Origin of the sequence: Fluviicola sp. (assembly GCF_039596395.1) — a bacterium.
In the GTDB taxonomy this organism is placed as follows: Bacteria; Bacteroidota; Bacteroidia; order Flavobacteriales_D; family Crocinitomicaceae; genus Fluviicola.
The window spans coordinates 1,644,150-1,657,594 of sequence record NZ_JBCNJT010000001.1 but is presented as its reverse complement, the minus strand read 5'-3'; the positions used below and the strand labels follow the sequence as shown (position 1 = coordinate 1,657,594).

Below are 13,445 nucleotides of genomic sequence, written 5' to 3'. Positions count from 1 at the left end.
TTAATTACCTGGATTCAGGCCGATAAGTTTAACATTTAGCCAGTTTGTTTGAACTTTTATAGCCTCGTTGACGAGCTTCAGGGCTTCTTCCTGATGGAAGTTACCATGGGTAAAGTTTTGCCAGCCGCCCATAAATTCCCCGATGGATCCTTTTAATGAGGATACATTTACGGGTATAACTCCATTTTCATAACCAATAATGTCTTTTTCCTTTTGCTGTATTTTACTTTCGCAATTATTGAAATCGCTTTCCAGCCTATTGATTTTTGAAATGATATCTGTCAATTCCTTCCTTCTATCGGTAATTTTATTACCGACGTTTTCAAGCATCAGCTTTACTTTTTCACTTTCCGTTTTCAGGTAAGAATGGCTCAGAACAAAATTGAGCAGGAATCCCCAGATTACATACACCACAAATCCCAAAACCAAAACCAGGTAAAAATTAATATCTTCAAAAACCAGTTTAAATTTCCACGTCTCGTCGGTTAACCCTGCATTAAATGCATTTGTGTGCACACCCTGGGAAATTTTATAACCGATAAAAACGTCCGCAATCAAAGTAATCACCAATAATAAGGATATTAACAAGTATCTTTTCGGCTTGCCTTGTAAGGTCAGTTTTTTATTTGTTTCCATCGAGTTATGGATCAGAAAGCCTAACCCAAGAAATATTACGGGGAATAAAATGATCAGAGCAATTACACCACCACCTTTATTTTGGGCATCTGTGAAGACGTCCGGATTGATAAATCCTAAGCTTCCCGGTTTAATGCCATAAAAAGCAGAATAACCTGAAGATGAGTAAAAAACAAATAGATAAAGTGTCAGAAGTAAAGCTATAAACGCTCCGAGTATGAAAGACGAAGTGTCTCCAAGTTCTCCGTCTCCGTTTCTGATATCTACTTTTTCAATCTCCAGTTCTTCGATCTCTTTTTCCTTATCTTCTTTATGTCTTTTAGTGGAAGAAATTTCAGCGGTTACATCATTTTTCCTCGTCTTTTCCTGCTGAACCTCTGCTTTTAGTTTCGAAATCTGCGATTTAATACCTTGCTCGTCTAACATTTGCTCTTCTAAGAACTTATCATATACCAGATTTAAATATCCTTCAACGGCTTCAGGATTGGACCGTGATTTTGACGCCGAACGAAACCCATAAAGTGTATAGGTAATTTTGCCTTCGGTTTCATTCGTTTTGGTTTGCTCTTTTTGATTTTCGTCAGTCATAATTTTTAATGCTATTTTGATTGATCGTTGACTTGAATTTATTCTTGGATTCTTCTTCTGCAACTTTAAAAGTCTATATCTTATAAACAAGACTCATAGTTGTTAAATGAATCTGCAAATGCTTTTGCTTTCTCCACACTACTGAAACTATATGTTTCATTCATCCCTGTTGAGGATGTTATTGTAATTTCCCCGTATTGTACAATTGGAATTTGAAAATTGCCTGAAAACCTGCGATCAGGGCTGCCATCCTTATTTACTTTGTGCCAGGTTTGTCCTACGATCAGTGAATCGGACGGAATTGTTCCGCGTTCCATAAACCTGTGCGTGGAACAAGTGAGTTGAATGTCCTTAATGTCTATTAAGCCGAATTCTCTTTTGTTTGTCGTGGAAATAACAAAGGCAGGGTAGATGTAAAGGTCACCACCGTTCTTGTTTTCCAGGTGAAATGCGGGATAAGATGACTGAATAATAGGTATTCCGTCGAATTTGAAATTCACCGGGACTCTGTCGACAACCGTTGATGCCGCACTTCTCGTTATCCGTGTATCCTGTTCGTATGTTGCTGTGATATCCCAGATTTTTTCTGTGGTTAGCAATGATTGATAGCTGGTAACAAGAGATTGATATGCATCACGAAAATTTTCGTCAAAGTGAATATCAATATTTACAATGGTGTTTTTTAATTGTTCCTCAAGATCTGTGAGGTAGTCACTTTTTTGTAAAACCTTATTCTTAAAGACCTTAAAAACAAAACCGATTAAAAATATTCGTGCAGCCACATACCTGTTCTTAGCACGCATTAACTCGTTTCTGACTTGTTGGATTTCTTTTGAAAGTTCCATTCTGTCGTTAAACACTTCATGAAGCGTGTCTTTTAGTTCCAACATACTTGCACTTGTGAGTTCATCCAGATCTGATGTAGTTGTTTCAATGGATATATCGGGATCGTCAACGATTATGGTTTCAACAGATTCATTCCGCGTATAATGTGATGATGATTGTCCATTGGCAAGTTTGGTACTAAACCTTATCCCGGTTCCGGGAATGCTTGAGTTTAAATACGTCCCTCTCTTACTAATGTTAATACTGGCACCTTTTCCTCCGATAGTCGAACTAATTCCGGAAGTAGAGATGTTTAGATGAAAGCCCGGGAACACTTTTATTCTTTTGCTGAATCTCATAAGTATTGTTTTCTCCAAACATCGAACAATAATACTTTATGGACTAAAAATCTTTCCCAAATGCCTGGTTTGGTTTCCGAAATAGCGAAAGTGAGTCTTGTTTTAGGCAAAAGGAAATAGAACTGTTATGAGTTTGAATTGAATGAAATCGAATTCCGGTAATTGCAGCTTCGGATAACTGCAAATCCAATACAGTTATTCGACAAATGGTTATAGATATACAATAACCGGCTATAGTTATACAAACCAACATCTGTGATTTTTTTAAAGTATTAAATTTCTGATACTATTTAATTCAAAATCACACATATTCACTTAAAACCCATCTTTCATGAAGACAAAATGTATTTTAAGCGTATTCGCTGTCGTCTTTACTATCGCCTCGCATGCGCAAAACTGGACATCGGGCCTCAATTCAGGAGGTTCCAATTCTCAAACTTCCACCGATGTGGCCGAATCACCCGGCGGAAGTAAAGTTGTAGTTGGTACATATACCAGAGGAAATGCGCTTTTCGGAACGATTACATTGAATTGGCTGACAGGTTATCCCTCCGATCCGTTTGATGTAACCCCAAACGGATTCATTGTTAAATATTCTTCCACCAACAGTGTTTTGGTAGCCACCAGAATTGCTGCGTCTGCCGGTGTTACAATCAGTTCCGTAACAACAGCCAGCAATGGTTATATTTATGTTTGCGGTACTTATCAGTCTATCTGTTCTTTTTACAATGCTTCCAGTCCAAATGCTGCTACTCCTGTCACTACATTACCGGCAGCCCCTCCAATTGGATCCGTTATAAACCCGAGAAGGGGATTTGTAGCTAAATATTCGCCTGCTGGAATTTTGATATGGGCAAGAAGAGGGCTCGGGTCATCTGAAGTCATAACTGACATAGCGGTTAGTGATGACCACACCCAATTGGTCGTTACCGGACGAATTCATGATCCTGATCCAGGAAATGGAATCCTTGCCGGAACCTATGTTTTATGGTTGGACCCTACGACCGGAAACTCGATTCGCTCGTATAACTATACCGATCACTGGATTTATACAAACATCTATAAAACCGGTTTGTGTATTGATCACTCGAATAATGTGATCGTATCAGGTCGCATGGAAGGAACATCTTATACAGTGCAGGGAGCAAGCGGCAATATTCCTGTTACAAGTAACGGAATAAGGGCTTCAATCTATGCAAAATATTCATCTTCCGGGAATCTCTTATGGGCACGGGCCACGGGAGCAAGTATCACTACGCCTACCAGTACACCTTCCTCAATGATTGCTGACGAAAACAATAATATCTACATTGCAGGATGGGCCGCTTCGACAGGGACCAGCTATAACCTCCAATTTCCTACTTCATCAACAACTTATACGACTGTTCCCATCCCCGCATCGGTAGCCAATAACGGGTATATCGTAAAGTTGAATTCCAGCAACGGGTATGCATTATGGACAAGTTATGCCAGGAATACTACGCCCGGCGTCGAAGCTATTTCATTGGCTAACGGAAAATGCAATTTTATTTATGCATGCATGAATACAACTGCAAGCCCAACTTATACAGACGCGTCCAATACCGTGGTTTCTCCGGCTATTTCATCCTCACAAGGCTTGGCTATTGTTCCTATAAATACCAATGGGCAATTACTGACAACTACCCCGTGGATTGCCAATGGCGTTACCGGGAGGGCACACATTTCATCTTCCGTATACAATACCCTGCAATGTGTTTCAACGGCTTCTTCACCGTTATCACTACAGACCTCGAGCGGGACAATTACGTTGAATCCTGCCTCCGGTTCAAGCGATGTCATTTTAGGAACGATTACTTATAGTGGGCCGGCTCCAACAATCACACTTCCTGAGCAGACGGAAATTTGTGAAGGCTCTTCCATTCCGTTAAACGCTACTGTTACCGGCACTCCTTCTTTCACCTATACCTGGAGTATTTACAATGCTGCAACCGGTAATTACGATAATTTTGCAACTACCGGATCATCTTCATATAGTGTCGCTCCATCGATTTACGGATCTTATATCATCACTTTAGGGACTTTCCGGTTTGTTAATTTCCAGGTTACTGTAACAGATTGCAGTGGGTTAACAAGCTCATACACTCAGACGTTCGTTCTGAAAGGAGGTATCGTTTATACGCAGGTATCAGGGGTTGACGTTTGTTATAAGAATCAGGTTACAGCACCAAATGCTGTATTTTCTGTAAACGCACAGAATGTGGATGCTTATTCGTGGCAGTATAGTGCAGATGGTGGAACAACCTGGATCCCATGCAGCGGTACCGGTTACTCAGGTGTGAATACAGCAACATTAACAGTGTTAAGCCCCACCGCAACTCAGAATAATTATCTGTTCCGTTGCAAATTAAGCGGTTGCCCTACACAGGAAACCAATGCTGCTTTACTAACTGTTACTCCATGTCCACAGCGCCCTGACGGTGATGATTATGCAGAAAAAATGTTTAAGCACGTGGAAAAAACACTTTCCGGCTTTAAACTAAGCTTGTACCCAAACCCCGTGAACACGACTCTTGAAGTTGTGTTTGAATCTGACATCCGGGATTCAGAAAATACGACTTCAGAAGCTTACATTCTTGATATGACCGGAAGAAAAGTCCACGAAATTCCATTTGAGAAAGGGCGTCATACGTTAGAGGTTTCTTATCTCCAAAACGGAACTTATTCTTTTGTTGTTTTAATGAATGGAAAAGTCGTTGATCAGCAAAAATTTATTGTCATGCATTAAATTCGCAAACATCGAATACCAGAATTAAAAGCACGGAAGGGACTTATTTTGAGTCCCTTCCCGGTTTTGGATCATATAATATAAGTCGGGACGGGCTTCTTCCGGGAGGAGACGGAATTTGATCTTCGAACCGGGATTTCACACTCAAAACTCACACTCAATACTCAAAAAGAAAAAGCTATAACTCAGTGTGAGTGTGAAGTGTGAGAGAAGAGGAACAAAAAGAAAGAGCCCTGACGATAAATGTCAGGGCTCTTTCTTTTTGTGGAAGACGGTTACTCTGTATATTTTTTATAATACTTGTTCCAGCCTAAAATTATTCCTTTCATATAAAACAGGTTCAGCACAATTTTAAATATCGGAGCGGGGATATTGGTAGGCCGTGTAATGCTCTTTGCTTTCATTCTCTTCATGAAATAGCACATCTTAGGAATATTCACCTGTCCGTTTTTATCATAATCCTTATCGAGAACAAGGCCTCCCATACATTGAAAAAATTTAAACGAATCAAGTGCAGGCCTGAATTCTACAACACAGGTCAAAATTTCCGGCGTATTATTGTAAGCGATATGCGATGCACCCTTAGTAGCATTTATGGAGTCTCCGGCTTTACCTATGTATTCCTTTCCGTCCAAAACCATGCGTATTTCCCCGCTCTTAATATGAAATAATTCATCCTGCGTAAAGTGGATATGTGGATTAGGTACGTGTCCGCCTGGTTGCACAATCCATTCGAAGACAAATGCTTCGGCATCGTTTGAAATGCAGCGAAATGTTTCTCCTGCATTTGGATTTGTAAATCCAGCGTATAAATCTGTTGCCATCTGTTGGTTTTTATAATTACCAGGCAAAAGTATATGCACTGAAAATGAAAGTAGTTGATCCAAATCAACAAATCATCCGAGAGCTATTTTTCTCCTTATGCGGCTTATTGTTTCCGTTCTTAGGCCTAAATAATTGGCAATGTGATGCTGCGGAACCCGCAATATCAAAGAAGGTCTGGTTTCCAAAAGTCTTTTGTATAAAGTTTCAGGAGTATCGTTTTTCAAGCGGGTTGCTTCCTGTATTATCCGATTGTGGTCTGATGCGTACTTTAGATCAAAATACTGCCTGTACGCAGGAAAGTTTTTCATCCCATATTCTGCATTTTCAAGTGTTATCGCTAATATATCACAGTCTTCCAAAGCTTGAAGATACATTTCTGTTTTGGTTTTTGATCGCATACATTGTACTTCACCTGCAAACCATTTTTCTTCGGCAAAGAATACAATCTGTTCGTCCCCATCATCATTGATAAAAAATTTGCGCATGCATCCCTTTACAATAAACGGACTGTATCTTGGGATTTCTCCGGCTTGATAGAAAAATTCGTTCTTCCTGACCTTAAACTCGGTAAACAACTTTAAAAAATCAGGAAAATCACGCTCTGAAAAGTCGGAGTATGCTTGTAAATCCTGCAGAAGTATATGTGAATCCAATTGATTGTATGAATAAAGTATGTTGTTGCAAAGATGAGTATTTTGTGGAGAATATTACCTCCGAAGATGGTTTGTATCCATCAAAAAAGGAATCAACAATCGGATTGGATTGAATTCGACTACCGCATAAGTCTTCCATTAAACTAAGTTTCCGAGCAAAAGGGAATCGAACCGCGCTAAATTTTAGGAAACTGATGAATCGGTGCTTGCGGAAGATTTGGAGTTCGCCACCCACCTTAGTCCTCCCTCAGAGGGAGGAGAGGGAATTTCAGCTTCGAACCGGGATCCCACACTCAGTCCTCGCACTCACTACTCAAAAAGAAAAAGCTACAACTCCGTGTGAGTGTGAAGTGTGAGAGAAAAGGGACAAAAAGAAAAAGCATCACTCTCGTAATGCTTTTTCTTTTTGTGGAGAAGGGTGAACGAAAATGGAACCGGAAATATCAAAAAAACTAAAAATTAAATTTCTTTCAAAAGTTTTAATGTTTTCAGGACATAAGTTCTTAATTCGACATCATTAATTGGAGTATCAAAATATTGAGGATTACTATGATGATATTCTTTAGAATAATCGTTGATTTCAATTATGTCTTCAAGAATCGAGAAGTATTTATGAAAATCACTAGTATTTTCAGATTTCCTTATTTTTTCAATAATATCACCTAGCCATTCATTAGATTTAATTACCCCAAAAAATTTAATACGGAATAATCCTTCAATTGCAGGACGAATACACCTGATAACCTCTCTTTTTTCTACATCATTTCTTGCACCATGTAAAATATATTCATTTAATACAGTTAAATCTTTAAATATCCCTGACAAATTTTCTCTTTCTATATCATAGTTTTGAAAATAACTTGTTTCTCCATTACTACTAATCTTAATACTTTCCAAAGGATCAGAACTGCTTGAAAACTTTCTATTTAAATCAAATGCAAATTTGAGATCATGTGTTAGGACAATTACTTGATTAGCCTTTTTAGATAACTTATATATCATATTTATCGTGCTTGACTTTCTAGCATAATCAAAACTTGTAATTGGATCATCAATCACAACAGTATAATTAATTATATCATGTTTTAAGTCAAGTTTTGCCAAAAAGAAAGACAATGAAAGTGCATTCTTATCTGCTTCACTCAATGTATATCTAAGGGAATATTCCTTTGTATCATTAATTGCGTACCCCATTATTTCTAGGGTATAAACAGCCTTGGTGTTGTATTCGCTTAGTTTTAATAGCTTTAAGTTTGGATTGAAATGACTTAAATATTCATTGATCTTTTCCAAATAATCATCTTTGTGTTTTTCAGAAAGCTTTATAATCTCTCTTTCAATTGTCTTGATTTTTTCACGATTAATTTTCTTTTGCTCTGAATTTTCAGACATCTGTCTTTCTAAGTCTTCTTTTTTTCTTTGATCCTCTTCTCTGTTTTTTCTTCTTCGGATGTTTAATCTTTTGTTCTGTAATTTACTAGTCTCTATTTTTAATGCATCTATCTGTTTTCTATATATTACTGCGTCCTCTCCTAATAAAATCTCAAATATTGACGATCCTTTAGGATTGTCTTTTACAGTTATGACATATATGTTATCTTCTACGAAATAGCTATCGAATACCTCAATCTTTTCATAATGCTTGTTCCATTTATCAGTGTTATATGAGTATTCCTTTTTATCAGAATCGAAGAGCTTAATTTCTATTGGTTCAGTAGCGTTGAAAGTCTTCTTCTTTATTAGAATTTCATTATTGTTTTTTAGAGATCTAAACATTAAAGACAGTGTAGTTTTTCCACTACCATTATTAGCATATATAATATTTCGTTTTTGGAAAATACCATTCCAGTTTTCTTTACTGAAAGATGGAGACTTTAATTTCCCCAAATTTTTAATCGAAGTGATTTTGTGAATCATATGGTCTGAATAATGCTTGGTTTAATTTTCGGTCAATACTACCAAAAAAATCTGAAATACAACACCTTCCGGGCAAAAGGGAATCGAACCGCTGAGAATTTTGGGAAACTGAATGAAATTGGGCTTTGTGGAAGATTTGGGCTTCACCACCCACCTTAATCCTCCCTCAAGGGAGGAGACTTAAATCGTACTTAGAACCTGTATCCCTGCGACTTTTCCGTAGCAGACTTTCCTTCGTCAGTCGCTACGGACCACCACAAAGTGAAAAAGCCATCCGCTAGGAATGGCCTTTTTCTACTTTCGTGGTGGAGTCGGAGGGGTTCGAACCCTCGTCCAAACAATGGTTCCGAATGTCTTCTACATGCTTATTTTTTGATTGGTTTTCGAGCTGGATTCGGACAAAAACACCCAAGATCCAACCTTAGCTTCTAAGATCTCACACCGCACGCGAAGCCCGATTGGTGCCAGATTTTCTAAAATGATTCTCCTGAGCCTACTAGCCGAAAATCAGAGCCGGTAGAGGAGAAACTTGTCCGTGTACTATATCTTCCACTGGATTAAGCCGAATTTACCTAGTAAATTAAGCAGCAAGTGCGTATGACGTATTGTCAATTATTGTTCGCAGCAAGATATTTAAGAGCTTCACTACAACGCTCTGCATGCTTCCCACCGAAATCTCAATCGCTGTCAAATCCAATGTCGACCCCAGTTGTAACGAACAAATGTAAGAATAAATCCCGATTTCCGTTGGAGTTCTTATGTTTTGTTAACCAAAAACATCGGAATACAAAGCGCTTTCCACAAATTCCCTAATAAATCCTAAATACCGGTTTGCCTCAGCATAAGGTTCGCTATCTTACTATTAAAATAGAAAGGCTATGATAACGAAAATAACGGATTTGCCAACGAATATAGTTGGTTTCAGAGCTACGGGAGAGGTTACTCAGGCAGATTTTGATGAGGTAGTTATCCCGGAAGTCAAAAAATTAGTGGAGCAAACAGACGTTTTGAATTATATGCTGGTATTGGACACGCCGGTTTCGGAATTCACTTTCGGGGCCTGGTTTAAAGATGCTGTTTTGGGAGCTCAGAATCTGATGAAATGGAACCGCGCTGCGATTATTTCGGATAGTGAGGGTGTGCATAATTTTACGAAAGTATTCAGTGCGTTGATGCCGGGAACTTTTAAAGCGTTTAATCATGCGGCAATGGGCCAGGCTGTGGATTGGGTTTCTGAAAAAATTGACCTGGACTGATTGGGCGATTAGTACTCCACGCGGGTTGCGCGGTAGGGAGATAACGCCCTGAGGCAGAAACAGGAATGAATAGAAAATCCGCAGAATCAAAGTTCTGCGGATTTTGTTTTAGGTTTCAGTATTTCCTTAAAACTTGAAGAAAAAATAAGCTACTGCGGCCCATTCTTTTTTAATGCCCCTGGCATAACCCAATGTGCTGTGGCTTGAATTTTCAACGGTACCATTGTCTTTGATGTAGCCCAAAGTGGAGTGGCTGCTGTTTTCAACTGTTCCGTCGCTTTTTACATAGCCGACTGTAGAATGGCTTCTGTTTTCGATGGTTCCGTTGCTTCTGATGTAACCGATTGTGCTGTGGCTTCTATCTTCGATGGTTCCGTCACTTTTAATGTATCCAACAGTAGAATGGCTGGAGTTCTCAATGGTTCCGTCACTCTTGATGTAGCCAACTGTGCTGTGGCTTCCGGACTCGATGGTTTGTGCTTTGGCGCATGCTACGCTTCCCAACACCATCATCACTGCGATTACTTTTTTCATAGTTCCCTCTTATTAGTTGTTGATCGATTTGTTTCTCTGTTTGTACAAAAATAAAGGCAGATTTGATAAAAAAGACTCGGAATATATATCAGGGAATTTCCGGTTGATATTTGCAGAGTCCGGGAACATATTCGCTTTTTTGCACCTTTATAATTTTCCCCGATTTCCTTTTTTTTAAATTAAAAAGCACAATTGTTTTTATATTGTTGTCGTGTATATTATGTTTGTAACAACAATTAAAAAGAGTACCATGAAACAATTGACATTTGCGTCTTTACAAGTAAACGATTTGGAAGCTTCGAAAGATTTTTACACGCAGAAATTAGGTTTTGAGATCGGGGATACGAACCCGCAGGCCTGTGTTTTTAAATACAACCGGGGAGAAGCCAGTTTTGCTATCCGCACTCCGCTTGAACCGCTGGAAGGAAGGGAGCTGGGAATTGGTGTGGCATTGTGGTTTGCAGTAAACGAAAACGTGGATGAACTGAAAGAGCAATTCATTGCCAACGGAGTTGACACGGCAGGACCGATCATTGAAACACCTTTCGGGAGGGCTTTCCATGTGAAAGATTTGGACGGATATAAATTGACATTTTTAGAAACAAACTAACAAGGACTGTGGAACGGGAACCAAAATACTGGGTCATCGTGGCTTCAAAAGATCACGTTCAAACCGGAATCTCGGAAGGTTTTGCCCAGGCTTGCCATGGAAAGATGGCACCGTTGAAAAGAATGCGAAAGGGCGATTTCGTGATTTATTATTCGGGGAAACAGACAATGGGACAACCGGATAAATGCCAGGAGTTTACGGCAATCGGGGAGGTGAAGGATGACAACACCTACCCGGTGCAGGTAAGCGCCGATTTCTGTCCTGCCCGGAGAGATATTGCTTTTTTGGGCCACCGGGATATTTCTATTCTGCCTTTGATCAACGACCTGGATTTTATTCCGAAAAAACAAAGTTGGGGCTATCCGTTCCGTTTTGGATTTTTGGAGATCAACAAACACGATTTTGATTTAATTTCGGCAAAAATGCTTCTGAAATAACATGGCTGAACAAATAGAATTTAAGTTTAAAAGTCCGGAGGAAAGCCCGGGATATCTCCTGGGGCAAATGACGCTTTTGTGGCAGCGAAAACAGAAAAAGGTACTGGATCCTTTGAACCTGACGCAGACGCAGTTTGTACTTTTGGCTGCATTGGCCTGGCTTTCGCGGGAAAACGATCAGGTAACACAGGTAGATATCGCCAACCAGGGAAATGCCGACCGGATGATGGTTTCCAAGGTTTTGCGCACGCTGGAAGAGAAGCAGTTTATCAGCCGTCAGGAACACCAAACCGATACGCGGGCCAAGGTGATCAAGCTAACGGATGCAGGCGCTGAGGTGCTGCAGGAAGCATTGGCGGCTATTGAAGATGCCGACATTGATTTCTTTTCACCGCTGGGAAATGATTTATCAACGTTCAACCGGAACATGGTAGCCGTCATTGAACGAAATAAAAGTGAATAAATTTTTTAGTCTATGGGATATAAATATTTTGTTTTTTTGCTAGTATTGAGATGTTAACGAAACAAATATCAATTGTCGAATATTTTCCAATTTTGAAGTGATAAATAGATTATTGATTTATCATTTTTAGTTATTCAAATTTCATTTATGGCTTTAAGTTCAAACTCTATTATACACTTTACAAGCACAGTGGATGCTCTTAAAGGAATTTTACAGGACAATTTTAAGATAAAATACTGCGCTGAAACCATATTTTTTGAATTGGAAAAAGAAATTAAATATGCCGCTCCAATGGTTAGTTTCTGTGATATTCCATTGTCACAAATAAAAGATCATATTGGAAAATATGGGGCATATGGAATAGGACTAACAAAAGAATGGGCTCAAAGGCAAAGATTAAACCCCGTTATGTATGTTCAAGCGGGTTCATTTCTTGCCAAAAGCATACAAGAAAGTTATAGAAATATTGCAAAGGTAAAAAATGTAGAGTGGGATAAAATATCCTCAGATCAGAGAAATTGGCTGAATATTTTGAGATATGTTAAGAATTATGAGGCAGATCTTTCTAGAGGAGGTGAGGTTGTAAAAAATTATCGATTCTCTGATGAAAGAGAATGGAGGTATACCCCAAGTTACGAGGAATGTAATCCAATGGCTATTAACCCTGTGGCATATCAGACTGAGGAACAAAAAAAAAGAATTAATAAAAAACTTAGTAATCTAAGACTTGAATTCGAACCGAATGATATAAAGTATATCATAATTGAAAGGGAATCTGAAATTTCTGAATTCGTTGATATTTTAAAAAAATCTAAAGGAAATAAGTACAGTTACAATGATGTTGAAAGACTAATGACTAGAATAATTACCTCAGAACAAATCAAAACGGATTTGTAAAATCCTTGTATTCAATTTCGAAATTTTAAATAGATATTAAATTTGTTTGTAAGTATAGATTCTCTTAAACTTAACAATTCGATAAGAAAATCCTTCCTGTTCAGTTCGTAGCTTAGCATTTCATTCTTGTGCTATGAAAGCTATCGTGTTGAATTTCGGGTTACTGATTTGCCTTTCCGTAGTCAATTCCCTGTTTGCCCAGCGGAATATTGAAAGCCCTAAGGTTGTCGTCATCGAACAAAAAGGGGATTCGGTCTTTTGCCGGGAAAAAGAAGTGTTGCTTGAAGTCCTTGATTTTGAGTTTGACAGCTGCAATTTTTATTATAATAAATTCATCCTGACCTTTCAGTTGGTTAACCAAACAACCAAAACCTTCTTTCTGAATCCGCATTTCATTTCCTGGTACGATACCAACAGTTTGCGGGAAACGGGTTCTTCGATGGAGAAGCTGGAGCCGGGTGGGACTGTTCTGATTAAGTTGGAATCCATTCCCTATGCAAAAAAGCGCATGAATTCCCCGGGAAGGATCTTATTGCTTAGCGACAAAAAGGAATGGACAATTCCCATGCGATTAAAACAGGAAAGCTCGAAAGTGATTCATTGCCAGGAAGGGCAGGAGATGAGGAAATAACTTCGGGGGCCGGAAAAGTGACGCAAAAAAAATCCCCGGCTAAACCA

At 38.9% G+C, this 13,445-nt stretch carries 13 protein-coding genes and 1 other RNA gene; 7 read left to right on the top strand and 7 right to left on the bottom strand.

The genetic code is table 11. The features are described from left to right. The gene (locus ABDW02_RS07360; RefSeq protein WP_343633642.1) at positions 1-1,224 is read right to left on the bottom strand and encodes a hypothetical protein; all 1,224 of its coding nucleotides are present in this window, start codon (positions 1,222-1,224) and stop codon (positions 1-3) included. An 80-nt stretch (positions 1,225-1,304) separates the two neighbouring features. Then, entirely contained in the window at positions 1,305-2,426 is a 1,122-nt protein-coding gene (locus ABDW02_RS07355) for a DUF4236 domain-containing protein (protein ID WP_343633640.1), read from the bottom strand. Positions 2,427-2,739: 313 nt separating this feature from the next. Here ABDW02_RS07355 and ABDW02_RS07350 point away from each other — a divergent pair, with 313 nt between their 5' ends. Continuing rightward, positions 2,740-5,175: a T9SS type A sorting domain-containing protein gene (locus ABDW02_RS07350; RefSeq protein WP_343633638.1), complete on the top strand. Its 2,436-nt coding sequence runs from the start codon at positions 2,740-2,742 to the stop codon at positions 5,173-5,175. A 275-nt stretch (positions 5,176-5,450) separates the two neighbouring features. On the opposite strand, the gene ABDW02_RS07345 is transcribed toward ABDW02_RS07350, so the two are convergent. The 4 genes from ABDW02_RS07345 to ssrA all read right to left on the bottom strand — a co-directional run bounded on the left by ABDW02_RS07345 (position 5,451) and on the right by ssrA (position 9,277). Beyond that, entirely contained in the window at positions 5,451-5,999 is a 549-nt protein-coding gene (locus ABDW02_RS07345) for a cupin domain-containing protein (protein ID WP_343633636.1), read from the bottom strand. A gap of 72 nt (positions 6,000-6,071) precedes the next feature. Beyond that, positions 6,072-6,653, bottom strand: coding sequence for a Crp/Fnr family transcriptional regulator (locus ABDW02_RS07340; protein WP_343633634.1), 582 nt, complete (start codon positions 6,651-6,653; stop codon positions 6,072-6,074). Between the two features lie 459 nt (positions 6,654-7,112). Further along, positions 7,113-8,570, bottom strand: a complete 1,458-nt coding sequence (locus ABDW02_RS07335) for an AAA family ATPase (RefSeq protein WP_343633632.1) — start codon at positions 8,568-8,570, stop codon at positions 7,113-7,115. Between the two features lie 303 nt (positions 8,571-8,873). After that, positions 8,874-9,277, bottom strand: a transfer-messenger RNA (tmRNA) gene (gene ssrA, locus ABDW02_RS07330). A gap of 171 nt (positions 9,278-9,448) precedes the next feature. Here ssrA and ABDW02_RS07325 point away from each other — a divergent pair. Further along, positions 9,449-9,826, top strand: a complete 378-nt coding sequence (locus ABDW02_RS07325; protein ID WP_343633630.1) for an STAS/SEC14 domain-containing protein — start codon at positions 9,449-9,451, stop codon at positions 9,824-9,826. 126 nt (positions 9,827-9,952) lie between these two features. On the opposite strand, the gene ABDW02_RS07320 is transcribed toward ABDW02_RS07325, so the two are convergent. Next, entirely contained in the window at positions 9,953-10,360 is a 408-nt protein-coding gene (locus tag ABDW02_RS07320) for a 5-fold beta-flower protein (protein ID WP_343633628.1), read from the bottom strand. A 250-nt stretch (positions 10,361-10,610) separates the two neighbouring features. On the opposite strand from ABDW02_RS07320, the gene ABDW02_RS07315 reads away from it, so the two are divergent. The 5 genes from ABDW02_RS07315 (at position 10,611) to ABDW02_RS07295 (ending at position 13,398) form a co-directional block, all read left to right on the top strand. After that, on the top strand, positions 10,611-10,970 hold the full coding sequence (locus ABDW02_RS07315) for a VOC family protein (RefSeq protein ID WP_343633626.1): 360 nt from the start codon (positions 10,611-10,613) through the stop codon (positions 10,968-10,970). An 8-nt stretch (positions 10,971-10,978) separates the two neighbouring features. Further along, positions 10,979-11,407, top strand: a complete 429-nt coding sequence (locus ABDW02_RS07310) for an EVE domain-containing protein (RefSeq protein ID WP_343633624.1) — start codon at positions 10,979-10,981, stop codon at positions 11,405-11,407. Position 11,408: 1 nt separating this feature from the next. Next, a complete protein-coding gene (locus ABDW02_RS07305) occupies positions 11,409-11,870 on the top strand; it encodes a MarR family transcriptional regulator (protein WP_343633622.1) in 462 nt (153 codons plus the stop codon). Positions 11,871-12,017: 147 nt separating this feature from the next. Continuing rightward, entirely contained in the window at positions 12,018-12,767 is a 750-nt protein-coding gene (locus ABDW02_RS07300) for an abortive infection system antitoxin AbiGi family protein (protein ID WP_343633620.1), read from the top strand. A 133-nt stretch (positions 12,768-12,900) separates the two neighbouring features. Continuing rightward, positions 12,901-13,398: a hypothetical protein gene (locus tag ABDW02_RS07295; protein ID WP_343633618.1), complete on the top strand. Its 498-nt coding sequence runs from the start codon at positions 12,901-12,903 to the stop codon at positions 13,396-13,398. Positions 13,399-13,445: the final 47 nt, after the last annotated feature.